Annotated in this window: 41 protein-coding genes and 2 pseudogenes; 27 read left to right on the top strand and 16 right to left on the bottom strand. The window is 54.2% G+C overall.

Annotated elements, in window-relative coordinates; genetic code table 11:
• Window positions 1-34: 34 nt before the first annotated feature.
• The 16 genes and pseudogenes from VF709_RS01710 to VF709_RS01635 all read right to left on the bottom strand — a co-directional run bounded on the left by VF709_RS01710 (window position 35) and on the right by VF709_RS01635 (window position 8,934).
• Complete coding sequence (locus tag VF709_RS01710; RefSeq protein ID WP_195207138.1) at window positions 35-226, bottom strand: DUF1382 family protein; 192 nt, start codon at window positions 224-226, stop codon at window positions 35-37.
• Window positions 223-822 carry a hypothetical protein gene (locus tag VF709_RS01705; protein WP_440230785.1) on the bottom strand — a complete coding sequence of 200 codons (600 nt, stop codon included), beginning with the start codon at window positions 820-822 and terminating at the stop codon, window positions 223-225. The genes VF709_RS01710 and VF709_RS01705 overlap by 4 nt, the downstream gene beginning before the upstream one ends.
• Entirely contained in the window at window positions 819-1,037 is a 219-nt protein-coding gene (locus VF709_RS01700; protein ID WP_150320594.1) for a hypothetical protein, read from the bottom strand. The genes VF709_RS01705 and VF709_RS01700 overlap by 4 nt, the downstream gene beginning before the upstream one ends.
• A complete protein-coding gene (locus tag VF709_RS01695) occupies window positions 1,034-1,636 on the bottom strand; it encodes a phage N-6-adenine-methyltransferase (protein ID WP_440231018.1) in 603 nt (200 codons plus the stop codon). Before VF709_RS01695 ends, VF709_RS01700 begins: the two co-directional genes overlap by 4 nt.
• Window positions 1,625-3,040: pseudogene (gene dcm, locus VF709_RS01690) on the bottom strand (DNA (cytosine-5-)-methyltransferase); the annotation flags it as partial. The pseudogene dcm and the gene VF709_RS01695, both read right to left, overlap by 12 nt.
• A complete protein-coding gene (locus VF709_RS01685; RefSeq protein WP_440230784.1) occupies window positions 3,037-3,201 on the bottom strand; it encodes a hypothetical protein in 165 nt (54 codons plus the stop codon). The gene VF709_RS01685 and the pseudogene dcm, both read right to left, overlap by 4 nt.
• Window positions 3,198-3,626 (bottom strand): annotated as a pseudogene (locus VF709_RS01680) (regulator). Before VF709_RS01680 ends, VF709_RS01685 begins: the two are co-directional and overlap by 4 nt.
• On the bottom strand, window positions 3,623-4,303 hold the full coding sequence (locus VF709_RS01675; RefSeq protein WP_032608700.1) for a lambda exonuclease family protein: 681 nt from the start codon (window positions 4,301-4,303) through the stop codon (window positions 3,623-3,625). Before VF709_RS01675 ends, VF709_RS01680 begins: the two are co-directional and overlap by 4 nt.
• The gene (gene bet, locus VF709_RS01670) at window positions 4,300-5,145 is read right to left on the bottom strand and encodes a phage recombination protein Bet (RefSeq protein ID WP_063869132.1); all 846 of its coding nucleotides are present in this window, start codon (window positions 5,143-5,145) and stop codon (window positions 4,300-4,302) included. The genes VF709_RS01675 and bet overlap by 4 nt, the downstream gene beginning before the upstream one ends.
• Window positions 5,146-5,163: 18 nt before the next feature.
• The gene (gene gamL, locus VF709_RS01665) at window positions 5,164-5,448 is read right to left on the bottom strand and encodes a host nuclease inhibitor GamL (RefSeq protein WP_022651075.1); all 285 of its coding nucleotides are present in this window, start codon (window positions 5,446-5,448) and stop codon (window positions 5,164-5,166) included.
• A 72-nt stretch (window positions 5,449-5,520) separates the two neighbouring features.
• Complete coding sequence (locus VF709_RS01660) at window positions 5,521-5,955, bottom strand: zinc-finger-containing protein (RefSeq protein ID WP_063869133.1); 435 nt, start codon at window positions 5,953-5,955, stop codon at window positions 5,521-5,523.
• Window positions 5,956-5,965: 10 nt separating this feature from the next.
• The gene (locus VF709_RS01655; protein WP_063869135.1) at window positions 5,966-6,178 is read right to left on the bottom strand and encodes a cell division protein FtsZ; all 213 of its coding nucleotides are present in this window, start codon (window positions 6,176-6,178) and stop codon (window positions 5,966-5,968) included.
• Window positions 6,175-6,333 (bottom strand): hypothetical protein, encoded by a 159-nt coding sequence (locus tag VF709_RS01650; protein WP_063869137.1) that lies wholly within the window; start codon window positions 6,331-6,333, stop codon window positions 6,175-6,177. The genes VF709_RS01655 and VF709_RS01650 overlap by 4 nt, the downstream gene beginning before the upstream one ends.
• A complete protein-coding gene (locus VF709_RS01645) occupies window positions 6,330-6,587 on the bottom strand; it encodes a hypothetical protein (RefSeq protein WP_063869139.1) in 258 nt (85 codons plus the stop codon). Before VF709_RS01645 ends, VF709_RS01650 begins: the two co-directional genes overlap by 4 nt.
• A 992-nt stretch (window positions 6,588-7,579) precedes the next feature.
• Window positions 7,580-8,167, bottom strand: coding sequence for a hypothetical protein (locus tag VF709_RS01640; RefSeq protein ID WP_440230780.1), 588 nt, complete (start codon window positions 8,165-8,167; stop codon window positions 7,580-7,582).
• A gap of 11 nt (window positions 8,168-8,178) precedes the next feature.
• Entirely contained in the window at window positions 8,179-8,934 is a 756-nt protein-coding gene (locus VF709_RS01635; RefSeq protein WP_128350921.1) for a LexA family transcriptional regulator, read from the bottom strand.
• A gap of 36 nt (window positions 8,935-8,970) precedes the next feature.
• Here VF709_RS01635 and VF709_RS01630 point away from each other — a divergent pair, with 36 nt between their 5' ends.
• The 27 genes from VF709_RS01630 to VF709_RS01500 all read left to right on the top strand — a co-directional run bounded on the left by VF709_RS01630 (window position 8,971) and on the right by VF709_RS01500 (window position 25,340).
• Complete coding sequence (locus VF709_RS01630) at window positions 8,971-9,198, top strand: hypothetical protein (RefSeq protein WP_033817243.1); 228 nt, start codon at window positions 8,971-8,973, stop codon at window positions 9,196-9,198.
• 30 nt (window positions 9,199-9,228) lie between these two features.
• Window positions 9,229-9,774: a toxin YdaT family protein gene (locus tag VF709_RS01625; protein WP_440230779.1), complete on the top strand. Its 546-nt coding sequence runs from the start codon at window positions 9,229-9,231 to the stop codon at window positions 9,772-9,774.
• A 12-nt stretch (window positions 9,775-9,786) separates the two neighbouring features.
• A complete protein-coding gene (locus VF709_RS01620) occupies window positions 9,787-10,041 on the top strand; it encodes a hypothetical protein (RefSeq protein ID WP_045892380.1) in 255 nt (84 codons plus the stop codon).
• Between the two features lie 173 nt (window positions 10,042-10,214).
• Window positions 10,215-11,180, top strand: a complete 966-nt coding sequence (locus tag VF709_RS01615) for a replication protein (RefSeq protein WP_440230777.1) — start codon at window positions 10,215-10,217, stop codon at window positions 11,178-11,180.
• Window positions 11,177-11,866, top strand: a complete 690-nt coding sequence (locus VF709_RS01610) for a replication protein P (protein WP_440230775.1) — start codon at window positions 11,177-11,179, stop codon at window positions 11,864-11,866. Before VF709_RS01615 ends, VF709_RS01610 begins: the two co-directional genes overlap by 4 nt.
• A 1-nt stretch (window position 11,867) precedes the next feature.
• Window positions 11,868-12,212, top strand: a complete 345-nt coding sequence (locus VF709_RS01605; protein ID WP_440230773.1) for a winged helix-turn-helix transcriptional regulator — start codon at window positions 11,868-11,870, stop codon at window positions 12,210-12,212.
• On the top strand, window positions 12,209-12,487 hold the full coding sequence (locus VF709_RS01600) for a hypothetical protein (protein ID WP_045626126.1): 279 nt from the start codon (window positions 12,209-12,211) through the stop codon (window positions 12,485-12,487). The genes VF709_RS01605 and VF709_RS01600 overlap by 4 nt, the downstream gene beginning before the upstream one ends.
• Complete coding sequence (locus VF709_RS01595; protein ID WP_440230771.1) at window positions 12,484-12,987, top strand: ead/Ea22-like family protein; 504 nt, start codon at window positions 12,484-12,486, stop codon at window positions 12,985-12,987. The genes VF709_RS01600 and VF709_RS01595 overlap by 4 nt, the downstream gene beginning before the upstream one ends.
• 2 nt (window positions 12,988-12,989) lie before the next feature.
• Entirely contained in the window at window positions 12,990-13,409 is a 420-nt protein-coding gene (locus tag VF709_RS01590; protein ID WP_440230769.1) for an HNH endonuclease, read from the top strand.
• Window positions 13,406-14,155, top strand: a complete 750-nt coding sequence (locus tag VF709_RS01585; RefSeq protein ID WP_440230768.1) for a hypothetical protein — start codon at window positions 13,406-13,408, stop codon at window positions 14,153-14,155. Before VF709_RS01590 ends, VF709_RS01585 begins: the two co-directional genes overlap by 4 nt.
• A 503-nt stretch (window positions 14,156-14,658) precedes the next feature.
• A complete protein-coding gene (locus VF709_RS01580) occupies window positions 14,659-15,114 on the top strand; it encodes a YbcN family protein (protein WP_032669762.1) in 456 nt (151 codons plus the stop codon).
• The gene (locus tag VF709_RS01575) at window positions 15,114-15,284 is read left to right on the top strand and encodes a NinE family protein (RefSeq protein WP_440230766.1); all 171 of its coding nucleotides are present in this window, start codon (window positions 15,114-15,116) and stop codon (window positions 15,282-15,284) included. Before VF709_RS01580 ends, VF709_RS01575 begins: the two co-directional genes overlap by 1 nt.
• Window positions 15,277-15,918: a recombination protein NinG gene (locus tag VF709_RS01570; RefSeq protein WP_440230764.1), complete on the top strand. Its 642-nt coding sequence runs from the start codon at window positions 15,277-15,279 to the stop codon at window positions 15,916-15,918. Before VF709_RS01575 ends, VF709_RS01570 begins: the two co-directional genes overlap by 8 nt.
• Entirely contained in the window at window positions 15,915-16,121 is a 207-nt protein-coding gene (locus tag VF709_RS01565; RefSeq protein WP_071966104.1) for a Lar family restriction alleviation protein, read from the top strand. The genes VF709_RS01570 and VF709_RS01565 overlap by 4 nt, the downstream gene beginning before the upstream one ends.
• Window positions 16,122-16,230: 109 nt before the next feature.
• Window positions 16,231-16,920 (top strand): bacteriophage antitermination protein Q, encoded by a 690-nt coding sequence (locus VF709_RS01560; RefSeq protein WP_440230762.1) that lies wholly within the window; start codon window positions 16,231-16,233, stop codon window positions 16,918-16,920.
• A gap of 484 nt (window positions 16,921-17,404) precedes the next feature.
• Window positions 17,405-17,629, top strand: a complete 225-nt coding sequence (locus VF709_RS01555; protein WP_013095970.1) for a class II holin family protein — start codon at window positions 17,405-17,407, stop codon at window positions 17,627-17,629.
• Window positions 17,607-18,101, top strand: a complete 495-nt coding sequence (locus VF709_RS01550) for a lysozyme (protein WP_440230760.1) — start codon at window positions 17,607-17,609, stop codon at window positions 18,099-18,101. Before VF709_RS01555 ends, VF709_RS01550 begins: the two co-directional genes overlap by 23 nt.
• Complete coding sequence (locus tag VF709_RS01545) at window positions 18,098-18,475, top strand: DUF2570 domain-containing protein (protein WP_440230758.1); 378 nt, start codon at window positions 18,098-18,100, stop codon at window positions 18,473-18,475. Before VF709_RS01550 ends, VF709_RS01545 begins: the two co-directional genes overlap by 4 nt.
• On the top strand, window positions 18,444-18,632 hold the full coding sequence (gene lysC / locus VF709_RS01540; protein ID WP_440230757.1) for an Rz1-like lysis system protein LysC: 189 nt from the start codon (window positions 18,444-18,446) through the stop codon (window positions 18,630-18,632). Before VF709_RS01545 ends, lysC begins: the two co-directional genes overlap by 32 nt.
• 77 nt (window positions 18,633-18,709) lie before the next feature.
• Window positions 18,710-18,919, top strand: coding sequence for a hypothetical protein (locus VF709_RS01535; RefSeq protein ID WP_263522283.1), 210 nt, complete (start codon window positions 18,710-18,712; stop codon window positions 18,917-18,919).
• Between the two features lie 149 nt (window positions 18,920-19,068).
• On the top strand, window positions 19,069-19,287 hold the full coding sequence (locus tag VF709_RS01530; RefSeq protein WP_058647150.1) for a hypothetical protein: 219 nt from the start codon (window positions 19,069-19,071) through the stop codon (window positions 19,285-19,287).
• A 165-nt stretch (window positions 19,288-19,452) separates the two neighbouring features.
• Window positions 19,453-20,091 carry a putative metallopeptidase gene (locus VF709_RS01525; RefSeq protein WP_209662626.1) on the top strand — a complete coding sequence of 213 codons (639 nt, stop codon included), beginning with the start codon at window positions 19,453-19,455 and terminating at the stop codon, window positions 20,089-20,091.
• A gap of 30 nt (window positions 20,092-20,121) precedes the next feature.
• Window positions 20,122-20,577 (top strand): DUF2280 domain-containing protein, encoded by a 456-nt coding sequence (locus tag VF709_RS01520; RefSeq protein WP_440230754.1) that lies wholly within the window; start codon window positions 20,122-20,124, stop codon window positions 20,575-20,577.
• Window positions 20,574-21,821 carry a PBSX family phage terminase large subunit gene (locus VF709_RS01515; protein WP_045343423.1) on the top strand — a complete coding sequence of 416 codons (1,248 nt, stop codon included), beginning with the start codon at window positions 20,574-20,576 and terminating at the stop codon, window positions 21,819-21,821. Before VF709_RS01520 ends, VF709_RS01515 begins: the two co-directional genes overlap by 4 nt.
• Window positions 21,822-21,836: 15 nt before the next feature.
• A complete protein-coding gene (locus VF709_RS01510) occupies window positions 21,837-23,186 on the top strand; it encodes an anti-CBASS protein Acb1 family protein (protein WP_440230751.1) in 1,350 nt (449 codons plus the stop codon).
• A complete protein-coding gene (locus VF709_RS01505; RefSeq protein WP_440230749.1) occupies window positions 23,146-24,072 on the top strand; it encodes a phage minor head protein in 927 nt (308 codons plus the stop codon). Before VF709_RS01510 ends, VF709_RS01505 begins: the two co-directional genes overlap by 41 nt.
• Before the next feature lie 2 nt (window positions 24,073-24,074).
• On the top strand, window positions 24,075-25,340 hold the full coding sequence (locus VF709_RS01500) for a hypothetical protein (RefSeq protein WP_440230747.1): 1,266 nt from the start codon (window positions 24,075-24,077) through the stop codon (window positions 25,338-25,340).
• The last annotated feature ends 11 nt before the right edge of the window (window positions 25,341-25,351 follow it).

Raw genomic sequence — 25,351 nt, 5'->3', positions numbered from 1 at the left:
AAAGGCCGCTTTAGCGACCTGGTGATTAGTGCCTTCATGCTGCACCGCCTTCATTCTTTTCGGCTTCGACCGCCATCTGCTCAAGCCGTCGCGATAGCTCGGCGGCCAGCGTCTGGAATTCCTCCTCGGTCACCACCGGGATCGGCACAAAGCGAATCCCGATGTGCGCGAGGTTATTGGCTATTTCGAGGCTTTTTCTCAAATCAACGGGCGAGGCTCTGTTCATGCGGAGCGCTCCGCCATTATTTCGGCCTTCTGCTCGTCGTTGAGCATGTCATCAGAGACGATCGCAACGCGATTGCTGGCGCTCCACGATACTGGAGCACTTTCTTTCAGCGCCTCAGCAGCATCACGCAAAGCTTGCGGCAAGCAGTAATAGTCATCACCATCAGGCATTATCTCTTCGCAGTGCTGCTCCAGATCGAACTCCGGCGGGTGGTTAGGTTCGCAGATCATTAACTGCAACTCGCTCGGCAGCAGGGAGTGCTCATAGCAATAGTCAGCCAGCGATTCAGCGTCGAAAAAGTACTGGTCACTGTCGAAAATAACTAGCGGCTCTCCGGCCCATACCGCGCGCTCAAAGGTAGAGAACTTCGCCTGTCGGCTTTCGCGGTGGCATTCTTCGCAATAGCCATGAGTGCTATGAATAGGGTGCTCGTCAGGTTTGTTTTTGCACTTGCGATGAGTGGCACCGCACCAACGCGCCTGGTGCTCGTCACCACCCCAGAAACGGCCTTGTCGGTCTACCCAGCCAGTTACAGTCTGGATGCTGGCCGCTTCATCGCTGTCCATCATCACGATTTTTTCAGTTTTCATATTCATTGTTCGGCTCCAAACCGCCCGTTAAGGCGGCCAGTTTTGACGACGAACTCCAGGAGGCTAATTCCCAGAGCTTCAATTTTCTTGTGATGCTTGTTGATGATGGGGGGAACCGTTTCGTTCCAGTTAGGCTTTGGCTTCTTGCGCATGGCCTGCTGGATTTCCTCGGTGCAGCGGCGGCAGGCGGCGCGTATGGCGTTGTCTGTTTCTGGCGTCATGCGGCCTCCGGGCGGGCAAGAAGTTTCGCCCCGAAAGCCATCAGCTCGTCCCGGTCCACAGTTGCGAAGTGGCAGTGTGTACGCGGGTACGGTCGCCAGATGATGAGCATCGAACCTTTGTTATTTCCCGATACTGGCTTACCGGTGACCGGGTTGATAAACGCCAGTCGGCCGGCGGTGATGAGGCGTACCTCGCTGGCGGTCTGGATAGCCTCCTTAAACCAGCCAACGGAAGTGTCTGCCGGCACCAGCATGACCGTGCCAATCTGATTTGCGCTCTCGGCTGCGGCCTTCTTAACGAAAGGTGTAATGTCGCTGTAAGGTGGGTTCAGCCAGACGTAGCCAGGAATGCTCAGGTAATCAGACCATGGCGTTTCCAGCGTGTTCTGCTCGGCGGTGATGAACTTTCGGCACAGCGCGTTATGCGGCGCGGCGGCGGCATCCAGTTGAAAGCAAAACTCAGCATCAAGGGAAGCGAAAAGGGCTGGTGGTGTGCGCCAGAGGTCGCGCTGGTCAAGCGGGGTTTTACTTCCGCCATAATCACCATTCAACTTCTCTGCTGGCAGCGCTGCGGCGATGCGCTCACCAATCCAGCGCATGACCGGAACTGCCATGCTATTTCCGATGGCTTTATAGCGTGGCCCGTCCGGGCATTCATCAGCATCCTTCCCGCGCCAGCTGATCAGAGTGTGATTATCAGGAAAGCCCTGAAGGCGCTCGCACTCAATCGGCGTAAGCCGGCGCACGGCTACACCATGCATTACCGCTGGTGCAAGGTTGGTTCCGCTGCTGGCGCTTGTTAATGTCGGTGATTGCTCTTCCGCGTAACCAATGCCACCCGCTTTAGCACCCTGTCCGGCCTTGAATGCATACGCTATAGCTGGCGGCTGGCCGCTATTGGCATGGCTTTTATCGTGGTTTCCTGCGCGAATCGTTGGCGATAAATCCGACGTCGCATCAGCGCCATTATCTTTGTAGCTAAATGCGATGCAGGCGTTTTCTTGTCCGTTGTTGCGCCCGAGCGTATGTGCAAATTCTCTGTTGGTGTCAGGATCCTGCGTGCCGTGCACTGCGAAGGTTTCAACTTCAAAGTCAATTCTCTGTCCTTTTGCAGTCAGACAGGCAGCAATATCAATGTTTCCACTGGTATTTCCACCGCCGAAAGCCACAACTGGAACACCTCTCCCGGTTCCGTCCTCACTACCATCAAACCCTTCACCCTTTAATGTGTGGCTAACGTCACCATTAGCGCACTGAGCTATCAGGTGTCCTGCTTGAGCCTGATTGTCGTCAGCGCCACACGTTCCAACGCCTCTTGCAGTAAGTGCGGCAACTGCCTTTTGCGTTTCTCGGCGCGGCGCAGAATCCCGGCGCACGCTGTCGAGCTCAAAAAGTACCGCTGCGGGATCGAATCCTTTTCGAGCACTTGCGACAACGAACACACGGCGGCGTCGTTGGGCCACTCCGAAAAATTGAGCATCAAGGACGCGCCAGGCGATAACCCTTTCTGGTCCAGACACACAACCAGCGTGCGTCCATTTTCCCCCTGCTGGCTGCAACTCACTGCTTTCTCCGGCAAGCCCTGCCAGAAAGCACCCGAATGCATTGTCTTTGCTGCTGAGCACGCCGGGGACGTTTTCCCAGACGATGATTGCTTCTGGCTCACCGCGTTCGCGGCGCTTTGCGTCGATTGCATTGGCTAATTCCACGTAAGATAGGGTTAACTGGCCGCGGTCATCAGACAGGCCTTCACGCAAGCCTGCGATACTGAATGCCTGGCAAGGCGTACCGCCGACCAGAACATCAGGCGCTTCTACTTCACCAGCGCGCACCGCATCGGCGATTTTGGTCATGTCGCCGAGGTTGGTTACTTCCGGCCAGTGATGGGCGAGGACTGCGGATGGGAACGGTTCGATTTCAGAGAACCAGGCAGGTTTCCAGCCGATGGGTTCCCACGCTTTACTGGCAGCTTCGATACCGCTGCACACGCTTCCGTATTTCATGATGCACGCTCCGGATCGTTAACATCACAGCCATTACGCTCAATATTGGTTTGCAGCCGCTTATCTCCGACCTCTTCAATGCTGCGGCCGGTAATCTCTGCGACTTCAGCGTTTGAGTGTCGCCACAGCAGCGCCAGCTCTTCGAGAGACCACGCTTTCATAGCACTGACTCCATTTCGTCGATGTAGAGGCCCTGAGCAATGAGGCGGCGACGCCGGGCGGCACGTTCAATGCACTCCTGCCGTCGGCCTTCCCATGACTGCTCTATGGCGCGCCGGGTGAACAGCCGCGATTTACCCTGCGGCGTAACAACCTTCGGCTTCGTAACGAGGTCGAAAGCGCGGTCGCAGATGCCGTCATCGTTGAGCCATTTCTTCGACTCAACGATCTGCGCTATCTGCCCGGAACCGCGGGTGATGCCGTTGGCGACCCGGTTGAACTCGATGAGCGTTACGCCAAACTTCTCAGCGATTTCGCTGCCGGTTACCGGGCGGCCACGCGTCTGAATCATCTAGATAACGCGTTCGCGGAGGCCGGAGAATTTCCCGGTACGCCCGGGCCTGCGGTAGAAGGGTGTGCGTTTCATTTCCACTGTTCCCCGAACGTGAAACCGATCTCCGCCAGCGCCTCGTCCATCTTCTCGATGAACTCAGGCACCATTTCATTGAAATCGGTCATGTATTGCGGATCCCGCTCAACGACGATGTGGTGAATACCTTCGCGTTTCATGCGCGGGTCGTAGTTGGCAAAAAACCAGGCGTCTTTCCCGGTCACCCACATGCTGTACTGCACCTGGGCCATATACGCAGACTTGATGGCTTCGAAACCGCCAAGGCGGAATTTCATGAAGTCGCGGGAGGTGAACGGGCATTTAAGCTCAAGACCGAACCCGTTACTGCACAGGCCGTCAGGGGAGCATGCGGTGCGCATGCTCTCGTCACGGAACAGGATCGGAGACTCCGTGACTTTCACATCCGTGGTGAACTCGAAGAGGGTGCGGGCGTCTTCCTCGTACTGCTTGCCCCAGGCCAGCGCCTTGGCGTTAACCTCTGGCGCCACGCCTGTGCATACCTCGGCGAGCAAGGTGTGAAAGTAGGACATTTTCATGTCTGTCCACTTCTTCCCCGATCTTGGCTTGGCTATGACGTTATGCACTTCGGAGGCTGTGATAACGCCGAGGCGCAGCCGGTGCCACGCCTCATCGCCCTGTTGAATAGTGGTTACGTCAATACCGGTCCGGGCAAGGATAATTTCTGGTGTCATGCTGCCGCCTTAGCCCTTTTCTGAAGGAAGCCAAACCCTTTCTGCGCCTCTTCTTCAGTGAGTTCTGACGCCTCAAGAATTTGCCGTTTGAAGATGTCGCTGCACAGTGGGAGGAAGTCTTTCTCCCAGTCTTTATCCAGGGTCGTTAAGAGATCGGTGATCGCCTGAAGCGTTTCTTCGCTTGCTGCTGGTGGAAGTGATTCTGTGGTGTTGCGCGGCGTGACGTCACGGATATCAACGTCCAGTGATTTGCCTTCCATTTCTTCGGCGGTAGGCTGCTGTCCGATCTCGGGCCAGGCCTTACGCAACGCCTGGGCTTCTGCGCATTTCGCCAGCTGTCCATACGGGCGCTTTTTCCACATTGCATTCGGCGCTGTGGTGTCGCGGCCGCCTGTAGCGTAGTTTTCAATCCAGTATTCTTTTGCGCTGAACTCGACGATCTCTCCGCTGGGCATGCGCTTGTAGACGGTGTATTTGCACCACTGAGGGAAGGTCACCTCGACGCCAGTTAACGTCTGAGTTACGTCGGGCCCGAACTCAGGCTCGCGGGCTCCGGCATAATCTCCGGAGCGGTCTGCCTGAATGCGGTAAAGCCCGATGCCCGGCATGACCACGTCGCGCCAATCACCTTTACCTGTTTTCGAGTCTTTGACGTACATCGGAACGAGGTGAACAGGTTTGAGCAACGGATCCAGCTGGCGGGCGCGGCAGTAGTCAAGCGCCATCATTACCGATTCGTCTTTGGCGCCAGGGTAGATGCTGTTCTTCAGCGCGCTCCAGGTGGAGACGTCGACGCCTATCTCCTGAAGCGACGTCGCTGTGATTGTTAATTCGTTTGCCATCATTAATCCCCTCAAAAATTAAAACGGGCAGCCGGTACGGTGTTCCCAGTCGTATTCCGCCTGGGCGTAAGCAACTGCCGAAATGAAATCGTTATAGGCCTCGCCAGCTTTATCGCTGCGAAGTCCTTCGTATGGGCTGGAGTCAATCGGAACTGAGAAGTGGAAGAGGCCGGACGGCTCTTTCGGCATCATGTCGATGATTTGCTGCGCCCGATCGTCGATCCACTTCTCTTTCTCGTCTGTGAGTTGCTGTTCAACCCAGCGCCGATCTTCGATTCGGTCGTAAGTGAGATATGCGTTCATGGCTGAACTCCTGAAATTTGGATGTGCAGATCCCGCCCGCATTGAGCCAGGCCGATCGGTGGAATAGGGTGGTTAGTGGTTTAGCCAGTCGTTACAGTGATGCATTGCAGCCTGGCACTGCTCTACGGTGAACCAGCCGAAGTGGCATTCGTGAACAGGTATACCCATCTTGCAGGCAAGCCATTGGTAAGCTTCAGTGCGGGTCATGGCACCCGACTTCCAGATACGTTCAAATGGCAACTTGCAGCTCTTGCGCGCGTCGCGGGTGGGCTTGTCTGCCAGAGTCCCAAGGGGGATCGCTGTGAAAGGATGAAGCCCTACGTATGCACCGCAGCATTCGCACAGATAGATATACGGCCATTCACTGAAGTCGCGTCCATAGACTTCTTCATGAGTGCCGATTCGCACTGAACCAGAGCACAGGTGGCAACTGGTTGGCGCGGGAAGAGGATTCTTTACCCTGGCCGTCGCCTTTTTGCTTGGGTTGGCTGGCGTTTTGATTTCCATATCAGCGTCCTCAGTGAACGATTGGGTTGCCGTGACCGTCCAGAAGGACGTCAATCACGCAGTCACTGAGGCGGATGATTTCTGCATCGGTGTGCAGGTAAACCCATTTGCGCTCCTGAATGACTGCTGAGACGCGATAGGTTCGACCCTCATGCATTGCCATCATGCCAGGAGTGACGCACTGGCGTATGAGCGGGGTGGTGCCGTAGTGCATTCCAATCATACCTTCACCTCAACCTGTTCCAGGAGGCCAGCGATATGTATCTGCCAGCGGTTAAGCGTCAGCTTGTCGCGCGGTGCCGATACCGACGTCAGCTGCCACTCGTTATCGTTAAGCTTTTTGGCGGTGTACTGCTTTCCGTTGTGGGTGACTGTCATGGTGCCTCCCGGGCGCGGAGCATTGCGTCAGCCATCTCGTAAGAGATTTCAGCTACTGACTGAGCAAAAATATCCATTCGTCCCAGAGGGTTCTCTGGCTTCGAAGTTAACAAGGCCGACTGCATAGCTTTAGCCGCGAAGTAGTCACGCATGCTTATTCCACGACCACCAAAATCATCGCTATCCCATGAGTTAATTTCAGGTGTACATACGCCTGATTGTGGAAAAGCTGGACCACCAGTTTTGTTGTTCATAAATCCTCTTGGCCTTATCGCGGCGAACGGAACGGTTATTACAAGACTTCAACGCATTTATTAAGTGTTTCAATGGGCGGTGGATGGCCGCCGGTTGTCATAACTAACCGCACTCATAGAGAACGGTGAGGTATGGCCAATAAAAAACCCGCCGGAGCGGGTCTATTTGATGCGTCTTACTAACTGCCCTTGTACGTTCACGCCGTCACCTGGCTGCAGCCTCCATAGCTCAGATAGCTGAGATTCAGTCCACTGACGGAAGTCGATTAGCTCCCGTAGAGAAATACCGATCTGGTGATTAATTTCGAATTCTGGCATCGCCTTACCCTCTGTCGTTACCCGCTGATGCGGGAGAAATGCTGATCAATCGACCCATTCGACATACTGGAGAAGCGATTCTGTCTCCGCGTCATCCGGCTCTTTATTCTCTGGATTGCAGTTCTTGCAATTAGTGGCCTGAACCGGCATTCCGCCGCATCCACACATTTCAGCAAGACCAGAACAGCATCTGGTGAACACGAATCCGTGGTCGCACTTTTCACACCCAAGCATGATTTCCACCTCTCTGTTTGTTTACCGTCAGCTCCTCGCAAAGAGCTGTTGGTAAAGATTCCCCGATGTTCGGGAACTGAGCAGCAAACCATTCCGGTGCGGAGTCCTCTTCGTGTGCTATACCCGCCACGCGTTACACACCTGCCTCAATCCCATTGGGCGCAATTTCAATTTGCCAGGAGCGCTCCGGGTGATTTGCTGCTTGACTGAATTCTTAATGAGCAGGCGACTTGCTGTCCGCCGCTGGCTAACTTCGCTCAGCTGTCGATGTTTCGTTTCGATGAGTTGATAATGTACCAATAGTTCATTCATGTAAAGTACCAAAAGTACATTATGTGTGAATGGAAAGTTCTTATACGATTAACTTTATGAACTTTAAGGAGAAATATTTTTGAGTTTTTTATTGATTGGGCGAGGTGGGTTGGGGCTGGTTTGATTTATTAGAGGTTCGTCACATCAACAAGCCTTGTGCGACCATTGAAAGTTGCGAAAAGTCCGCCGTCTGGCTCAACAACTGAAAGCTCAGCGTATCGAAGGAAGTCTGTTTTGATAACGGACATCAACACCTCTCCGGTATCAATGTTTATGACCTCAAGCCGGTGCGCGTAAAAATCATCTTTGTTTTTGCTACCGGCAAACGATAGGGCGATGTAGCGCCCAAATTCAGATATGGCCGAACTGATGAGGTGAGTGGAAGTTTCTATCTTGAATAACTCTTTCCCGGTGTTATCCATGACTATGGCTGCAGCCATGTTGTTGTCTTTGCCGGTATGGACAGAAAATAAAAATCGCCCGTTAACAGCTATGCATTGAGGCTTGGGAGAAAGCTGTCCGTCGAGCTTAACCATAAACATGAATTTTTCATTCTTCAAAACCGCCAGAGTGTCATCTCTGAGCTTGCTTTCATCACGTTTGAAAGCACCTAGTTGCCAACGTTTATCGTGGCTTAATTTGCAGGTGATTAAGTGGTCGCCAAGCTCGTACAAAACGCTTCCATCACTAAGATCTGTAACCTTAATTGCTTCCATGCTTAACTTCCTCAGCTATGAAATCTATATGCTCTGGATTGGCTTACCAGGACCTTCGCGCAGATCCGGAGAGATGAAAAATCTCCATCCTCGATATACCAGGTCTCATATTTTTTGTTGTCTGAAATCACAGCTAATTTTTTGTGCTGCTTTTGAAGGCGCTTTATGTAGAGATCATTGTCCAGAACGAAAATGTATATGCCGTCACCGTCAAAGCAGTCGATGCTCACATCGACGAAGATCTGGTCTCTCGGCTCGAACGTGCCAGACATAGAATCGCCATTCACGGCAATCATTTTTATGTGGTCAGCTGGGCGCCCACCAAATACGGCGCGAGCCTCTTCGGTTGAATACTCTATGGATCGGATTGTTTCAATGAACTCATCTCGCACAAGAATTCCTTGCCCAGCGCTAGCTTGAATATCAAAAACGTCTACACGGAAAGAATCGTCCCTCATTGCCATATGCCCTTCAGATATGCCATCTGCTGCACTATCGCCTAATAGGTAAGACGAGGATGTGCCAATTATAGCCGCCAGTTCCTGCAGCTTGCCACGTCTTGGAATAGCCTCCCCATTGAACCACTTGCTTACTGCTTTTGGTGTTAGCTTCATTCGCTTTGCAATTTCAGCCTGACGACCATGAGCAGGTAAACCAGCTTTATCACAGGCCAGCGCTAGCCGTTGGGAAAACTCTGTACGCGCTTTTTCTTCTTGAACCATAGGTTCAATCATAATATCACTTGCGCGAACTATCAGTTCCGACATAATATGTACTTACAGTTCAATTTTGAGGGTTAACAAATGCAACCTAAAAACCTTGGCGACATCATCAAACAAATCCGTGTACCGGTGGTGGCGAAGGCTTGCGGGCGCACTCCCCGCGCTATTTACAAGTGGATTAATAGCGGTTGCCTGCCGCGCACCGACTACACAGGCGAAACAGGCTATGCGTCCAAAATCGCAGCTGCATCTGGTGGTCAGTTTACCGAAAACCAGATTCTTGAAATCAGTAAACCAAAAGCCGCCTAACCGGCGGCCCTAACCACGAAAGGGAAAGCAATGCATTCACTTGCGTATCAACAAGGTAACAAATTTTCGCCAACGGCGATGATTTACCAGAATCGTCGGGAACCTGATTCCTCGGCGTTAAACATCGATGGGATCCGCGCAGCCGTACGCGCCTGGGCAGCTGATTGCCGCAGCCGTGAATTTGTCGCCGCTCTGATTGTTGAAGAGTGGCGGGCAACCGGCGGCACCGGACTGGATATCCCGACTGACTCACACCGCCAGATGCAGAAGGTGTTCCGCTGGATCGACGGCGACACCGAATATGCGGCCAACAACATTCGCCAGCTGGCACCGGCAATCATGTCCGTCCTGCCGCTGGAGTATCGAAACCGCCTGGCTCCACAGAACGACACGATGTCGCTGATCGCCTCTGCGATGAAAGAGTGTGCTGAGGCTAAACAGGCCGTGCTGCTGGACGTTCCGGAACATCAGAAGCTGAAAGAGGTGAGCGAGGGTATAGCTTCGCTGTTCCGCCTCATGCCGGATCAGGTAGGCCCGCTGATGACGATGGTCACTTCGATGCTAGGCGTCATGTAACCGGAGAAGACCATGAACCACATCGAATTTATCGAGAAGCATGTGCGCGATGAACTGATTAAACAGGGATTCACCGTAGCGGTGGCTCAGGGGGGGGCATTTCAGGCCGTCGATATGTACAAGCGTATGTCACAGGCCAGTCGCAAGGGGAGGATTTTCGATGACGTGTTACGACACGCGAAGCTTTGGGCAGAGAAGCAACAAGTTCCGTCAGACAAATTCGAAAAGAAGCGCGTTAAGCGTGTGCAGCAGCCTGGACTGCTCTGAAAAGGCGAAAGCCGCGGTGCTCGAACACCAACGGCTTTCAGGTGCAATTACGGCAGTAATTACGAGGTCATTATGACAAACGCTAATCAAAAACGCCAGGCGCAGGAGGTTTAACTGTGTCGAACGTAGCTTACGCAAATTTCGCGGCGCATTCCGCCGCCAGGAGCAACCGGATGGAGAACCAGAAAACCGGATTCATCCCGTTGTACCGGAGTGTTCTTAAGCAAACCTGGTCGAAGGACGTATTCCTGCGCACGCTGTGGGAAAACCTGCTGCTGTGTGCTGCTCGCCAGCCATATACAGCAAACTTCAAGGGGCGCCAATGGCCGCTGCAAACCGGACAACTGGTCACCACCTCAGCCGATCTCGGGCTGAATTTATGCGACAGGGAAGGGAAGCCATGCAGTCGCCACGCCGTAGACAGGATGCTTGATGTTTTCGAGCGTGAAGGGATGATTTCTCGCTCCGGAGAGAAGCGAAAGGGCTCTGTGATAACAATCACAAATTACGCTGAATATGCTCAAAAAATGGACGGTTTACCCGAGCGTATCACCGCGCATATCTCCGCGCTTAATGCCGAGCATGGCGAATCCAGTAATGGCGCGGCTTCGGAAGGTTATGCCGCGCATAACAGAGCGCATTTACCCGAGCGTTTCACCGAGAATCATGAACAACAATGTAATAACAACAATAAAAACATTAAAAGATCTTCGTCCGAGAATTCTGACGAATCCTCTGACGCACGTCTGAAGAAATTTTTATCAGCTCATCCAGAAGCTGCGGTTTACACCCCATCCGGTGCTAAGTGGGGATCGGCTGAAGACCTCGAGATCGCTAAGTGGATTTCCTCCAGGGTGAAGCTGATTAACCCAACCTGCAAAGCCCCGGACATGACCTCCTGGTCTAACACCGTTCGCCTGATGCGACAGATAGATAACCGGTCGCACCAGGATATCTGCGCGCTGTATGACTGGGCCAGCAAACACCACTTCTGGCAGACCAACATCCTGAGCCCGGAAAGCCTGCGTAAGCAGTGGGACAAGCTGACGATGCAGCGCAGCGCTGGTGGTGAGCAGCGCGCCGTCAAGCAGGAACTGGACTTCAACAACACTGACTGGGCCTATGGGGTGATCCGATGAAATCTCTTGCAGAGCAGATGCGTAACCATGACCGCGAGCAGATGAGCCGCATGGCCCATAACCTGCCAGAGCAGTACCAGGAGCGCGCGCCGGTCGAACAGGTAGCGCAGGTATTCAACAAGCTGTTCAACGAGCTGCGCGCCGCGTTCCCGGCCAGCATGGCAAACTTCCGCACCCAGGACGACCTGAACGAATTCCGCCGTCAATGGCTGCTGGCGTTTCAGGAGAACGGGATCCACTCAATGGCTCAGGTCGATGCCGGTATGCGTGTGGCTCGCCGTCAGGAACGCCCATTCCTGCCGTCTCCGGGCCAGTTCGTTGCCTGGTGCAAACAGAGCAGCGGGGCGCTGGGCATCACCGTTGACCAGGTGATCGCCGAATACTGGGACTGGCGTAACCGTTCGTTCGAATTCACTTCCAGCGAGCAATTCCCCTGGTCGCAGCCGGTCATGTACCACATCTGCGTGGAACTTCGTCACCGCAGCAAAGAGCGCCAGTTAACGCATGGTGAGCTGGCGCGCGAGGCGAGTGATCTGCTGGACATGTGGGAGAAACGTGTCGCCGAGGGTAAACCAGTGCCGCCGGTACGCCGGTCGATTGCAGCACCGGCTGCCGAACACGGGCCGACGCCGATCCAGCTGCTGCTGGCGAAGTACAACCGCAACAAGTCAAACGGGATGGTGTGACATGACCATAACAATCCGTGAACAGGTGCTGGCAGCCCTGCGCAATAACCCAGGGCTGAACAACGCCAAACTGGCAGGGCTTATCGGCATGGACACCAAAAAGATATCAGGGACGGTGAGTACGCTGCTGGCTGATGGCCTGATCAGCTGTGAAGGCAAATACGGACAGCGCCTTTACAGCCTTACCAGTTACGGCATGCGCTTCGCCCCTGACACGATACCGGGCATTAAGTATGGAAAGTCGAAGTTAGTTCAGAGGACGGACACAAACGTGATCTGCCTAGAGTGCCGGAACAGTCCGGCGATGAAGCGAGTATTGATGGTTTGGGGGAGGGTAGGGGTATGAGCAATCAAGAGTTAACTGAAGTTATCGTAACAAAGTACGCGCTTTCAAGTGGTCCGTTTAAAGTTATGGCCGATGTATCACATGGCGGAACAATGGCTTCGTACAGGCTACCTGGGTGCTATTTAACGACAGCTCACGGTAAGGATTTTTGGCTGAATGAGGCTGATGCTTTAGCTGATTGCGAGCGTCGTCGACTGGCGAAAATAAAGTCTCTTGAGAAGCAAAAAAAGAAACTCGAAAGCATGACCTTCCTCATTGAAGGAGCCGCCCAATGAGCAACATCGACAAACAGGAGCTGCGTGAAGCTGTACTTGAAGCTGACGAAGCTATTCAAATTATGAAATCAGATATTGAGGTCGACTCAGGACACGTTGATTCAATAAACGCTTTCTATTCACTGATATCGCCAAAGTCTGTGCTGGCGCTGCTGGATGAGCTGGAAGCCGCAGAGAGGAGGATTGCTGAGCTGGAAACCGATAATGCATACATCAGAAACCGCCACAAAGAACTGGACCTGTTAATCGGTAAAAACATTCTGGTAATGCAGGCCGCAATCATCGAATGGCAGGGAACCGGCGACGCCAGAAAAGGGTTGGCATGGATTTATAACACGCTGTTTGGGCCAGGCGAACTACCGGACGAGGCGGAGAAAGATGCCCAGGCATACTTCGACCGCAAATATGGCCCACTTGACGAAGAACTCATGACTCTTCATCGGTGGTTCTGGGAGCAAAGCGAGGCTGAGCGCGCCGCTGCAGCCGAAAAGGGAGAGTGAGCATGGCACTGACGAAAAAACAGCGCGCAGAGCTGCGCATGAAGTTCGGTGGTCGCTGTGCTTATTGTGGATGTGATTTACCGGAAAAGGGATGGCACGCTGATCATGTCGAGGCGGCTCTCAGGAAATGGGAATTCGGAGAGCGCCAAAAAGATGGAACTCGCCGCACTGTCGCAACGGGAGAGTTCTGGCGGCCTGAGAATGACGCTATCGAAAACATGTTCCCGGCCTGCGCTCCATGCAATCTGTTTAAAGCGACATTCACTGTTGAAGATTTCCGTAAACAGATAACCGCGCAGGCAGAGCGTGCGCGCGCCTACAGCGTCAATTTCCGAACGGCAGGGCGTTTTGGTCTGGTTGAGGTAGTCGATAAGCCAGTTGTTTTCTGGTTTGAAAGGTATCAGGAAGGAGCGACAGTATGAGCACAATTACCAAAGAACAGGCCAAGAACCTCCGCAATGCATTCCAGTTCTGGCAGCAGGACTATGACCCGGTAGAAGACAAAGAGCAGTACGACATGTTCGGGCTCGGCATGGTGGCCATGGATGCTCTGCTGGCATCGCTGGAGCCTGTATCTGTTTTCAAAATTGACCACGAAAGCAGCCTAATTAAGCATGTCAAAAAGGTTGTCAGCGAAACTAACGCCCCGCCAGCGCCGGAAATCTACCACGTCGGTGACGCCACTATGCGCCACATCTTCACGCCGACTGGCATAACTGATGTTTCTGACATGCAGCCTGTATTTGACCAGATTGAAACCGTGTTGGCAGGAATGTGGCAGCCAGCGCCGGTATCTGTGCCGGATGAAGCTACTCCTGAGAATATAGAAATCCTCGCCAGCACTTACGCGCCATGCGGCGTTACCTACCAGTGGGATAGGGATGAGTGCAATGCCGCGGCTGATTCATGGAACGCCTGCCGCGCCGCCTTGCTTAAAGGTACCTATGGCAACTCCCCTGTGGTTCCGGATGGGTGGGTGATGGTGCCGGTTGAGCCGACTGAAGATATGATCGTTAACGGGTTCGAGTCGGAGCCAGATGAAAGCTTTAGCGATGAGAAGGAATGGGAAGCGTACGACGCTATGAGTGGGTGCCAGCAGGCGGCGCACCGCGCGAAGCTGTGCTGGGCTGCGATGATTTCGGCAGCACCAAAGCCAGATGTGCGGTAATGCCTATCAATAATCACGGCGTGTGTGAGAAATGCCTTTAAACAATATTATGCTATTGAAATAAAACGATTATTTTGTAAATTGGCTTTCCCTCCGGATTTGAATTGGTACCATCATAGTGAAGTTAAATTCAAACCGGAGGGTGTTATGGTCTGTCCTGAATGTGGTTCAACCGCTATCGGAAAAGAGGTTACTCGCAGAGGGTGGAGTGGCGACTACGCTTGCCATCAATGCGGATGCAACAATGCAAAAGATGCATTTGAAAGTGAGAATAAATCGAAGGAGAAAGCGCCAACATTGAAGTTAAAAAAGAAAGCCTCACCCATTTGATTTTGTAAAATCATCAAGCCATAATCATGTCATCGGAGCCTGAACAACTCCGGTGACTTCTGCGCATTTAAGGGGACTTAAATGCGACCACAATCTGAACTCCTCACCTTGTCACAGATGCAGAAATGCACCTGCGATTTTCAGCATTCTGCGGTTTCCGTTAAGGAGGCCGTATGACTCTGCCAGTAGACGGCATCAAACTCCATCGCGGCAACTTCGCGGCCATTGGTCAGCAGATTCAGCCATTGCTGGATGCCGGGCAATGCTTCCGCCTACAAGTTAAACCATGGCGGGAGAAGCGCAGCCTGTCGCAGAACGCGCTCAGCCACATGTGGTACACGGAAATCAGCGACTATCTCATCGCCCGCGGCAAGACCTTCGCTACGCCTGAGTGGGTCAAAGACGCGATGAAGCACACCTATCTCGGCTACGAAAGCAAAGACCGGGTAGACGTCGTGTCCGGAGAGGTAACCGCGGTCCAATCCCTCCGCCATACGTCAGAGCTGGAAACCGGCGAAATGTACATCTTCCTGTGCAAAGTCGAAGCTTGGGCGATGAATATCGGCTGCCATCTTACCATCCCGCAGAGTTGCGAGTACCAGCAGCTGCGCGATAAGCAGGAGGCGTGATGTCTACTCCACTTTCCCGCGTCATCACAAACGAAATCTTCCGTGTTCCGGCGCGCCGTAAGCGTAAGCCAGCGGTTAATCCGTCTGACATCCCGACCATGAAAGACTACACCGCCAGCCTGGTGGATCAGAAATGGCTGCGTCTCGCGGCGAGGAGGAGCCATGCGTAAACCATCCCGCCGTAAGTGCAAAGTATGCGGTGAATACTTCGTGCCGAAATTCCATGATATCCGGATCCGCTGGTGCTGCCCGGAGCACGGCGCAATCCTCGCGATGGAAGAACGCGAGAAGGAGAAGGTAAAAGCCGCCGCTAAGCGCATCAAGGAGCAGAAAGAGGCAGAGAAGGCCGGGCGCAAACGCCGCAAGGAACGCCTGGCAGAGCTACGGCCTGCCGGGTACTACAAGGCGCAGGCTCAGCAGGCATTCAACGCCTTCATCCGTGCGCGCGATGCCGATTTGCCATGCATCAGCTGCGGCGAGACCAACCCACCCGATCTGCATGGCGGCCAGTGGGACTGCGGCCACTTCAAAACGGTCGGCGCTAATCCTGAACTGCGCTTTGAAGAGCGCAACGCCCATAAGCAGTGCAAATCGTGTAATGCCGGAGCGGGCAAATACACCGCCAAAGAGGCGACTGTCGCGCAGCAATACGAAGCTGGTCTGATCGCTCGTTACGGGCAGGATTACGTCGACTGGCTCAATGGCCCCCACGAAATGACCAACTACCGCCGGGAAGACTTCATCCGGATCCGCGATGAGTACCGCGCCAAGCTCAAAGCGCTGAAACAGCGGGAGGCAGCATGAAACCAATGATATTCGATCTCAAGCTACCTCATTGGGCTTTTCTGCTTGAGTGTCCGTTCTGTGGTGGCAGCGCAGAACTTTTTTCTGATGGTGATGGTGTCTACGCCGGTTGTTCGACAAAGCAATGCTTGATTAAGCCGATAACTGACACCTATCCAACAAAGCGCGATGCAATTCGCGCCTGGAATCGGAGGCCATCATGACCAGAGACGAGATATCCCGATACCAGACAGAAAGCGTTAAGCGCGCCAGCATGCCGCCAGTAGCAAAGCACAGCCAGACCAAAACCAATCAGCCACAGAAGGAAGCCGCATGAACAGTCAGCAACTGGAATACGTACGTCAGCAGCTCATTGTGGCGACCGCAGACCTCAGCGGGGCGACGAAAGGGCAGCTGGTAGCTTTCGCCGAGAACGCGCAATTCACCGCGACGGCGCGCAGCCGGGGCCGGAAGAAAATCACCGACCCGGTCACCGGCCGGAAAGTTAACCCTGATGGGCCAGCGATGAGCGGCAGCCAGTCCCGCGCTAAGGGATCGTCCATCGCGCTGGTGGGTCCGGTGGAGTTCGTGACAGCATCATGGCGCCGCGCTGTCCTGTCGCTGGATGACCACCAGAAAGCTTGGCTTCTGTGGAACTACAGCGAGAACGTTAGCTTTGAGAACCAGGTAACGATAACTCAGTGGGCATGGACGGAGTTCCGGGAACAGCTCGGCGCGAAGAAGGTGGCGGGCAAGACGATGGAACGCCTGAAGAAACTGATATGGCTGGCGGCGCAGGACGTCAAAGCGGAGCTGGTGGGGCGTGAGACGTACGAATATCAGGCGCTGGCGTCGCTGGTTGGCGTAACGCCAAAAAACTGGTCAGAGACCTTTACTGACCGCTGGGTTGAGATGCGCAGCATCTTCCTGCGACTGGATAGCGGGGCTTTATTGCAGGTTACGCGATCACGTTCACAACAAAAGGCGACAAATTTAGACTCAAGTCTTGCAAAACTGGATTGAAACGCATATATTTCATGTGAATCTGATATCGTCGCCATAGCTTTGATTGTCGACACAAAGAATTCAAGCCCGAGGTTAACGCCTTGGGCTTTTTCGTATCTGCACAACAGGTAAGAGCATTGAACCCGTAGACCTCGCGGATTGGTGAAAGGTGCCGCGCAGTGCTCTAACCGTTGTGGTGTAACTCAATTCCCGCTTGCGGGTTGAATGGGTAGAGTAATGCATCAACCGGTTATCCGGCAGGGCAGGCATGATGCTAATGCTGAACCTGAGTATCGGTTCGAGTCCGATCGCCACACACAGAACCCACTACCTGGGACCCTTCGGCCAGAGAGCCGACATTGCCTTACCCTCATCTTCCCGGCCTGTCGCCGGGTTTTTTATTCAGGCCGCAGACAATCAATTCCAGATGCCCCGTAGCTATCGTGTCTGACGGCCTTTCCCACTACACGAACAGCACCCGCTAACTACGCGAGGTGAGAGCATGTATCGCATGGAAAAAATAACCACTGGTGCTGCCTATGGCGCTTCAGCCGGGAGCATCCTAAACGGCATGCTGAATGCCTACAGCCCCGAGCAGTGGAACGCTATCGGCGTGCTGGTGGGTATCATCATTGCCGTACTGACGTATCTGACAAATCTCTATTTCAAAATCCGCGAAGACAACCGCCGTAGCAGGAGCCGAGATGAACCCAACATTGAGGAATAAGCTGGTGGGTGCCATTGTTGGCGGATCCGGAGCCATCACCATTGCTGCAGTAATGCTGGGCAATGCGGATGGGCTTGAAGGGCGGCGTTATTACGCCTATCAGGATGTTGTCGGCGTCTGGACCGTTTGCGATGGGCACACCGGTACCGACATTCGCCGCGGTCACCGCTACACAGACAAAGAGTGCGACAACCTGCTGAAGGCAGATCTGCGAAAGGTGGCAAATGCCATCGACCCGCTGATCAATGTTAGCATTCCTGAGCCTACCCGCGCCGCGCTTTACTCCTTCACCTATAACGTTGGCTCTGGTGCTTTTGCCAGTTCCACTCTGCTGAAGAAGCTGAACTCCGGTGATGTTCCGGGTGCCTGTAAAGAACTGCAGCGCTGGACGTATGCTGGTGGCAAACAGTGGAAGGGGCTGATCACCCGACGCGAGATTGAGCGCGAAGTTTGCGAGTGGGGCCAGAAATGAGCCGATTAACAGCAATCATCTGCGCTGTCGTTATCTGCCTGCTGGTTTCCATGGCCTGGGCGATTAACCACTACCGCGACAACGCCATCACCTACAAAGACCAGCGCGATAAGGCGACGGTCAGGGCAGACACATCGGAGGCGATCACCAGCAACGTGATCACCACGATGAACCTCATCCGTGACATCTCACAGGCTACCCAGAATGCAAAGAACGAACTGGCCCAAAAAGGCGAGACGCGCATTGTCTACATCAGGCAGGCGCTTGAAGGAGATCCGTGCGCTAACCAGCCTGTTCCTTCTGCCGCTGCTGACAGCCTGCGGGAATACGCAGACAGTTTACGTGCCAGCCCCAGTGGTGCCGATAAGCGCTGATCTGACCGCAGACACGCCGATCCCCAGAATGGTTGTTCCGTTCACATGGCAGGCAAGTCTGGAGTTAAACGCTCAGCTCTATACGGCGCTGGGGCAGTGCAATCTGGATAAAGCGGCAATCCGAAAAATCGAAGAGGAAAGGCAGCATGCAAAATAATCAATGCACCCAGGGTTTCGACAATCCATCCAAGTTCCGTGAGGAATGGGATAAGCAGACCCAGGGGAAATAGCGCAATGGGGACTTTAATCAAAGGCTGGAAGGTGATGCTTCTGACCAAGGATGGGCATGATTCTGGAAAGGCACCTGAGGAAGTCGGCTGGCAAAGCACCAATGAGCCAGACATTCGTGATGGGGTGCTGATTATCAAAAATGGCCTGGACACCCACGGCGTACCCCTCAGCATCATTCACGGCTTCAGCATCGAAGCTGTAAAGGCTGAATGACATTACAGAAGCTCTTCACTGAGGGGCTTCGATAATGATCTGTGTAACCCCGCAAGGATGGTGATCACATCTTTCTGACGGGTAAGCCGTAAGTGGCTAAGCACTTATGAGAAGCAGGGCAACAGCTGCGACAAGGCAAAGAGGTAATCATGTCCGACATCTACCAAATCACGCTAACCACTCAAACAGGCGAAACATTCACGGGCAAGATGTCACGACGTCAGCCTGAGCTGGTTAACGGCTTTGTGCCGCTGGCGACGGAAACGGGCCAGTGGCTGTATTTCGCTCCTGCCGATGTAAAGCGAGTGGAGTTCACGCCAGTACCAGCAGAGGAAGACACCAATGGCGACGAGCAGACTGTCAGTTGAAATCAAAAGCAGGTGGTGGCTTCCCGTTTACATCAAGACGCTGACAATGCTCTGCTTGATGATGCGGTGCGAGCCTGATTACCAAAAGGTGGGTAACTTCATCGTTAAGTATGGCATTAGCCAGAAGTTGAAGTATGAGCCTGTAAAGAGATAACGGAGTAACCCATGGCTAACGATGACGAGCGCAGGCCTTATCCGCCAGTTAACTTCATCGCCTCCGACAACTGGCAGCCATACACCAGGCTCATTCCCGCCAATGAAGTGCATGAGTGGGTAAGCCGCCAAATCCTCAGTGATACCGGCAGCATCCATAACCCTGACCATGAACACCTGTTAGAGGCTGACCTCTGCTTCATGTGGGCGTCCGATTCGTTTGCGAAGAAAGGTCGACATGTCCTCGGGCAGGCCGAGCAGGTAATGCTCCGCGCCGGTGGCTGGCAGAAAGCCAGAATGGAACAGCAGATGCATGAATGGTTCGGGCGAATCCCGAAGTTCATCATCACGCTGGCAGCTGACTACTGCTCGCAATGCAGCGACCTTGAGTTCTGCGCACTGGTAGAGCATGAGCTTTACCACATTGCCCAGGCCACCGATGATTTCGGTGCGCCAAGGTTCAACAAAGAGACCGGGCAGCCAGTGCTTACACTGCGCGGCCACGACGTCGAAGAATTCACTGGTGTAGTACGTCGATACGGTGCCAGTAAAGAAGTACAGGAGCTCGTTGATGCGGCCAATGCGCCAGCGGAAGTTGCTCACATCGATATAGCCAGGTCATGCGGGACGTGCATGTTGAAGCTGGCATAGACTTTATTAGGATTGTCATGGAGGTAACCGATGGCAGTATTATCGACAGAGGTTAAAGCCTTCATCGTTCAATCGCTCGCCTGCTACGAGCCGCCAGTAAAAGTCATTGAGCTTGTAAAGGCTGAATACGGCATTGATGTCTCACGGCAGCAGGTGTCGCAATATACGCCAGGAAACGCAATGGCGGCCAAGTTGAGCCAGAAGTGGATTGACCTGTTCAACGCCACCCGTAAACGATTCCAGAATGAGATCGCCGACATCCCGATCGCAAATAAAGCGTACCGGTTGCGCGTTCTCGACCGTATGGCGGCCAATGCTGAAAAGATGAAGAACTACGGCATGACCTCGCAGCTTATCGAGCAGGCCGCCAAAGAAATGGGCGATGCCTACACCAATCGCCAAAAAGTCGAGCACACAAGCCCTGATGGCAGCATGACGCCGCAGCCTACCATCATCCAGTTATTACCTGTTGAGCCGAAATCATGAGTGAGGCCGTTCAACTGCCGATCCCCGCCAAGCTTGCGCCGCTGTTCACTGCCGTGAATAAGCGTTACCGGTGCTCGCATGGTGGGCGTGGCAGCGCCAAGACGCGCACATTCGCACTGATGACTGCAGTAAAGGCGTATCAGTCGATGATGAACGGTGAAAGCGGCGTGGTGCTCTGCGCGCGTGAATTCATGAACTCTCTGGAAGAGTCGAGCATGCAGGAGGTGAAACAGGCGATCCTGTCTGTCCCCTGGCTGGCTTCCAACTTTGATATCGGCGAGAAGTACATCCGCACCATCGACAAGAGCGTTAACTACGTGTTCTGCGGTCTCCGGCATAACCTCGACAGCATCAAGTCGAAAGCGCGCATCCTGCTTTGCTGGGTCGACGAGGCTGAATCAGTCAGCGAAATAGCCTGGCAGAAGCTGAGCCCAACCGTTCGTGAGGAAGGCTCAGAGATTTGGGTGACGTGGAACCCGGAGCGCGACGGTAGCGCCACTGACAAGCGTTTCCGCAAAGAGGCTGGCGACGACTGCATCACCGTTGAAATGAACTACACGGATAACCCGTGGTTCCCTGATGTGCTGGAAGGTGAGCGACAGAACGATCAGCGACGCCTCGACCCGGCAACATACGCATGGGTGTGGGAGGGCGCTTACCTCGAAAACTCTGATAAGCAGGTGCTGGCCGGTAAATACCGGATCGCTGAGTTCTCGGACCAGTTATGGAAAGAGGCCGAACGTCTGTTCTTCGGAGCTGACTTCGGTTTCGCTAAAGACCCTAACACGCTGGTGCGTTCGTTCATCCTGCATAACCGGCTGTACATCGAATACGAAGCATACGGGCAGCAGACGGAGCTCGACCACATGCCAGAGCTGTACGACACTATCCCCGGATCGCGTGACTGGCCCATCAAGGCAGACTCCGCTCGACCCGAGACGATTAGCTATCTCAAGCGGCAGGGATTCAACATCTCAGCTGCTGAGAAGTGGCAGGGAAGCGTTGAGGATGGGATAGCGCATCTTCGTGGATTCGACGAAATCATTATTCATCCTCGCTGCAAGAACGTGGCGCGAGAGGCCCGCATGTGGTCTTACAAAACGGACCGCATCACCGGTGAGGTGTTACCGAAGCTCGCTGATGGTTACGAACACTGCTGGGACGGCATTCGCTACAGCCTCGACGGACACATTAAGCGCAAAGGTCAGATGGCCGGGATGATGATTCCGAAACGCCTTCGCTAACCAAACGGACAAACCATGACTGACAAATTAACTCTCGCCGTCAACCATGCGTTGAACGATGCGCGGATGGCGCGTGCCCGTATGGGGCTGATGGCGCCGACGATGGGGCTGGACAACAAGCGCCATTCCGCATGGTGCGAGTATGGCTTCCCTGAGCAGGTAACCTACGAAAACCTTTATGCCCTGTATCGGCGCGGTGGTATCGCTCACGGCGCCGTAGAGAAGTTGGTGGGCAAGTGCTGGCAGACTAACCCGGAAATTATCGAGGGTGATGATGCCGACGAGAGCGAAAACGAAACCGCCTGGGAGAAAAAGGCCAAACAGGTATTCACCAACCGATTCTGGCGCTCATTCTCTGAGGCCGATCGCCGTCGTCTGGTGGGCCGTTATGCTGGCATCCTTCTGCACGTCCGCGATGAAAAAGACTGGAACCTTCCGGTAACCAAAGGGCGAGGTCTTCAGAAAATATCGGTGGCGTGGGCAGGATCGCTTACGGTGAGCGAGTGGGACACTGGCCTGAACTCGAAGACGTACGGCCAGCCTAAGATGTGGCAGTACGCCGAACGGTTGCCGAATGGTTCAAGTCGCCGTGTCAACATCCACCCCGATCGCGTTTTCATCCTTGGCGATTACTCAGACGATGCTATTGGCTTCCTTGAGCCAGCATATAACGCCTTCGTGAGTCTTGAGAAGGTAGAAGGCGGGTCTGGTGAGTCATTCCTGAAGAACGCCGCTCGCCAGCTTAATGTCAATTTTGAGAAGGAAATCGACTTCAACAATCTTGCGTCTCTTTATGGCGTGAGCATTGACGAGCTGCAGGATAAGTTTAACGAAGTGGCCGGGGAAATGAACCGTGGCAACGATGTTTTGATGACAACCCAAGGGGCCACGGTCACACCGCTGGTGACTGCTGTAGCTGATCCTTCAGCGACCTATAACGTCAACCTGCAAACGGCTGCCGCCGGTGTTGATATCCCGACGCGCATTCTGGTTGGTAATCAGCAGGCCGAGCGCTCCAGCACCGAAGACCAGAAATACTTTAATGCTCGTTGTCAGTCGCGCCGAGTAGACCTCGCTTTCGAGATAGAGGACTTCTGCGACAAGCTTATCGACCTGCAGATCGTCGACTCAGTAATCCAGAAGGCTGTTATCTGGGATGACCTGAACGAGCAGACCGGTACTGAAAAGCTCACCAACGCTAAGACCATGGGCGAAATTAACCAGACCATGCAGGGCAGCGGCGACGAACCAGCGTTCAGCCGTGAAGAGATTCGTACAGCTGCGGGCTATGACAATGACGATGAAGAGCCTTTAGGAGAAGAGGATGGCGACGAAGAAGACGAAGCCACCGATTCTGCCGCGTAACTACCAGGATCCGACAGGAGCCGATGCGCTGGAACGCCGGGCAATGAAAGACTTCGCCAGGCGGATAAATAAGATTGGCAAAGCGTACAAATCAGCACTCGACAAAATACCTTCCTCCCTCGCAGTAAATGCCAGATACGAATACCAGTTAAACCCAACGCTACTCTCCATCATCCTGAACGATGCCAGTTACTTGGTGGATCAGGTGCTGCTTGAAGGTGGCGATTATGACCTGTGGTTTTACGAGTACATCGATCTGGCTTCGGAGAAGGGGACCGGGCAGTCGTTCTACAACCTCAGCCAGCAATCCCCGGTTTACGCAGCCGGGCGTGAGTCGCTGGCGTCAATTCTCGCGAGCGACCCATATCAGCAACGCATGGCGCTGGTGCATTCCCGAGTGTTTGAGGAAATGAAGGGGCTGACGGCTGACGTTAAGCGCGATATGGCGCGTGTGCTGACTGATGGCGTCGGCCGCGGTCTCAATCCGTTGGATATTGCACGCAACCTGACAGACCAGACCGGCATCGAGAAGCGCAGGGCAAACCGTATAGCACGCACTGAAGTGACGACCGCGCTGCGCCGGGCCAAGTGGGATGAAGACCAGGAAGCGAATGACCTCTTCGGCCTGAAAACGCTGCTGGTTCACATCTCAGCTCTGTCGCCGACAACGCGACATACCCACGCAGTGCGCCATGCCCACCTCTACACCAATGAAGAGGTGCGTGACTGGTACAGCAAAGATGGCAACTCCATCAACTGCAAATGCAGCCAGCAGTCGGTGCTGGTGGATGCGGACGGGAATCCGGAATACCCGGATACCATCACGAAACTCAAACAGGAATATAAATCGATGCAGGCGCGCGGTTACGCCTGGGCGGAGAAATAGCTATGCCTATGCAGGTCAACATTACCACGAAGGTGAACAGCCAGTCCATCCGGCGCGAAACATACAACGGGCGTGAGCACCTGGTGCTGCCGAGTTACACACTTCCGGCGAACGTCGTCATGAATGGCGGCTTGTACACGCAAGAGCAAATAGACGCCCACTATAAGGGCCTGGAAGGCACCCTGGCACCGCTTGGGCATCCTCAGGTTAACGGTCAGTTCGTGTCTGCTTTCTCCCCCGAGGGGATTAACGCAGGCCATATCGGTGCGTGGAACCGCAACGTTAAGAAGTCCGGTAATCGCATCTACCTCGAAAAGTGGGTTGATGTGGCCCGCGCCAGTGAGTCTGAAGGTGGCCGAGAACTACTCGAGCGCGTCGCAGCTATCGAGCGCGGTGATGACGTTCCGCCGATTCATACCAGTGTTGCCGCATTCCTCGACCAACTTGAACCCAACGATCAGCAGCGCGCCACAGGTGCTGAGTGGGTGGCAGATATCCACGGCATGGACCACGACGCGATCCTTCTGCACGAGGTCGGGGCCGCCACTCCTGAGCAGGGCGTTGGCCTGATGGTTAACGCTGATCTTGCACAGCCGCTTAAGGCTAACTCCGGCGCGCTGGTGGGTGAATCCTACCGGGAGCGCGAGCAGCGTCTCGATCGGGCAGCCAAAGCCAAGTTTGCGCCGGGCACGGATGAATATGCCTGGGTTGCTGACTTCACTGACTCGCAGGTGGTCATCGTGCGAAATGGCGGTGATGCTCAGGTTTACGGTTATTCCGCTGATGGCGGGAAGATCACAATCGACGATACCGGAACCGCAGTAGCGCGCCAGGAGTCGTGGGTGGCCGTCGTCGCTAACAAATTCAAAGCTCTATTCACACCGCAGGAACAGCCTGCACCAAACCACAAAACGGAGGGCGACATGCCTTTAACCACTGAAGAGAAACAAGAGCTGATCAGCGAAATCGGTAAAGGCCTGGCCGCTAACTTCGCCGATGCCCTGAATCCGATTAAGGATGCGATCACCGGTCTGCAGGCCAATCAGGACAAGCTTGCCGAAACCCTGACTGCCAACTCTCGCGCCGAAGAGAAAACAAAGCGCGAAGCGGTTGCGAAGGCCCATGGCGACATCGTGGCTAACGCACTGTCAGGAGAAGCGCTGGACGCCATGTTCAAGTCGCTGGGCGAAGCTGCTCCGCTGGGTACTAACAATGCACAGCAGCACAAAGAAACCGGCGCACCTGCCGCTGACGAACACTTCAAGTAAGGAGCCGGAAT

Source organism: Enterobacter sp. Lyrl_3 (assembly GCF_051948675.1).
GTDB classification, from domain to species: Bacteria; Pseudomonadota; Gammaproteobacteria; order Enterobacterales; family Enterobacteriaceae; genus Enterobacter; species Enterobacter cloacae.
Note: the sequence above shows the minus strand (reverse complement) of the source record. Positions and strands in the feature narration are given on the sequence as shown.

Coding starts and splice junctions, on each gene's coding strand:
- VF709_RS01710 (WP_195207138.1), bottom strand. CDS start 226: ATGAACAGAGCCTCGCCCGTTGATTTGAGAAAAAGCCTCGAAATAGCC.
- VF709_RS01705 (WP_440230785.1), bottom strand. CDS start 822: ATGAATATGAAAACTGAAAAAATCGTGATGATGGACAGCGATGAAGCG.
- VF709_RS01700 (WP_150320594.1), bottom strand. CDS start 1,037: ATGACGCCAGAAACAGACAACGCCATACGCGCCGCCTGCCGCCGCTGC.
- VF709_RS01695 (WP_440231018.1), bottom strand. CDS start 1,636: ATGCGCTGGATTGGTGAGCGCATCGCCGCAGCGCTGCCAGCAGAGAAG.
- VF709_RS01685 (WP_440230784.1), bottom strand. CDS start 3,201: ATGAAAGCGTGGTCTCTCGAAGAGCTGGCGCTGCTGTGGCGACACTCA.
- VF709_RS01675 (WP_032608700.1), bottom strand. CDS start 4,303: ATGACACCAGAAATTATCCTTGCCCGGACCGGTATTGACGTAACCACT.
- bet (WP_063869132.1), bottom strand. CDS start 5,145: ATGGCAAACGAATTAACAATCACAGCGACGTCGCTTCAGGAGATAGGC.
- gamL (WP_022651075.1), bottom strand. CDS start 5,448: ATGAACGCATATCTCACTTACGACCGAATCGAAGATCGGCGCTGGGTT.
- VF709_RS01660 (WP_063869133.1), bottom strand. CDS start 5,955: ATGGAAATCAAAACGCCAGCCAACCCAAGCAAAAAGGCGACGGCCAGG.
- VF709_RS01655 (WP_063869135.1), bottom strand. CDS start 6,178: ATGATTGGAATGCACTACGGCACCACCCCGCTCATACGCCAGTGCGTC.
- VF709_RS01650 (WP_063869137.1), bottom strand. CDS start 6,333: ATGACAGTCACCCACAACGGAAAGCAGTACACCGCCAAAAAGCTTAAC.
- VF709_RS01645 (WP_063869139.1), bottom strand. CDS start 6,587: ATGAACAACAAAACTGGTGGTCCAGCTTTTCCACAATCAGGCGTATGT.
- VF709_RS01640 (WP_440230780.1), bottom strand. CDS start 8,167: ATGGAAGCAATTAAGGTTACAGATCTTAGTGATGGAAGCGTTTTGTAC.
- VF709_RS01635 (WP_128350921.1), bottom strand. CDS start 8,934: ATGTCGGAACTGATAGTTCGCGCAAGTGATATTATGATTGAACCTATG.
- VF709_RS01630 (WP_033817243.1), top strand. CDS start 8,971: ATGCAACCTAAAAACCTTGGCGACATCATCAAACAAATCCGTGTACCG.
- VF709_RS01625 (WP_440230779.1), top strand. CDS start 9,229: ATGCATTCACTTGCGTATCAACAAGGTAACAAATTTTCGCCAACGGCG.
- VF709_RS01620 (WP_045892380.1), top strand. CDS start 9,787: ATGAACCACATCGAATTTATCGAGAAGCATGTGCGCGATGAACTGATT.
- VF709_RS01615 (WP_440230777.1), top strand. CDS start 10,215: ATGGAGAACCAGAAAACCGGATTCATCCCGTTGTACCGGAGTGTTCTT.
- VF709_RS01610 (WP_440230775.1), top strand. CDS start 11,177: ATGAAATCTCTTGCAGAGCAGATGCGTAACCATGACCGCGAGCAGATG.
- VF709_RS01605 (WP_440230773.1), top strand. CDS start 11,868: ATGACCATAACAATCCGTGAACAGGTGCTGGCAGCCCTGCGCAATAAC.
- VF709_RS01600 (WP_045626126.1), top strand. CDS start 12,209: ATGAGCAATCAAGAGTTAACTGAAGTTATCGTAACAAAGTACGCGCTT.
- VF709_RS01595 (WP_440230771.1), top strand. CDS start 12,484: ATGAGCAACATCGACAAACAGGAGCTGCGTGAAGCTGTACTTGAAGCT.
- VF709_RS01590 (WP_440230769.1), top strand. CDS start 12,990: ATGGCACTGACGAAAAAACAGCGCGCAGAGCTGCGCATGAAGTTCGGT.
- VF709_RS01585 (WP_440230768.1), top strand. CDS start 13,406: ATGAGCACAATTACCAAAGAACAGGCCAAGAACCTCCGCAATGCATTC.
- VF709_RS01580 (WP_032669762.1), top strand. CDS start 14,659: ATGACTCTGCCAGTAGACGGCATCAAACTCCATCGCGGCAACTTCGCG.
- VF709_RS01575 (WP_440230766.1), top strand. CDS start 15,114: ATGTCTACTCCACTTTCCCGCGTCATCACAAACGAAATCTTCCGTGTT.
- VF709_RS01570 (WP_440230764.1), top strand. CDS start 15,277: ATGCGTAAACCATCCCGCCGTAAGTGCAAAGTATGCGGTGAATACTTC.
- VF709_RS01565 (WP_071966104.1), top strand. CDS start 15,915: ATGAAACCAATGATATTCGATCTCAAGCTACCTCATTGGGCTTTTCTG.
- VF709_RS01560 (WP_440230762.1), top strand. CDS start 16,231: ATGAACAGTCAGCAACTGGAATACGTACGTCAGCAGCTCATTGTGGCG.
- VF709_RS01555 (WP_013095970.1), top strand. CDS start 17,405: ATGTATCGCATGGAAAAAATAACCACTGGTGCTGCCTATGGCGCTTCA.
- VF709_RS01550 (WP_440230760.1), top strand. CDS start 17,607: ATGAACCCAACATTGAGGAATAAGCTGGTGGGTGCCATTGTTGGCGGA.
- VF709_RS01545 (WP_440230758.1), top strand. CDS start 18,098: ATGAGCCGATTAACAGCAATCATCTGCGCTGTCGTTATCTGCCTGCTG.
- VF709_RS01535 (WP_263522283.1), top strand. CDS start 18,710: ATGGGGACTTTAATCAAAGGCTGGAAGGTGATGCTTCTGACCAAGGAT.
- VF709_RS01530 (WP_058647150.1), top strand. CDS start 19,069: ATGTCCGACATCTACCAAATCACGCTAACCACTCAAACAGGCGAAACA.
- VF709_RS01525 (WP_209662626.1), top strand. CDS start 19,453: ATGGCTAACGATGACGAGCGCAGGCCTTATCCGCCAGTTAACTTCATC.
- VF709_RS01520 (WP_440230754.1), top strand. CDS start 20,122: ATGGCAGTATTATCGACAGAGGTTAAAGCCTTCATCGTTCAATCGCTC.
- VF709_RS01515 (WP_045343423.1), top strand. CDS start 20,574: ATGAGTGAGGCCGTTCAACTGCCGATCCCCGCCAAGCTTGCGCCGCTG.
- VF709_RS01510 (WP_440230751.1), top strand. CDS start 21,837: ATGACTGACAAATTAACTCTCGCCGTCAACCATGCGTTGAACGATGCG.
- VF709_RS01505 (WP_440230749.1), top strand. CDS start 23,146: ATGGCGACGAAGAAGACGAAGCCACCGATTCTGCCGCGTAACTACCAG.
- VF709_RS01500 (WP_440230747.1), top strand. CDS start 24,075: ATGCCTATGCAGGTCAACATTACCACGAAGGTGAACAGCCAGTCCATC.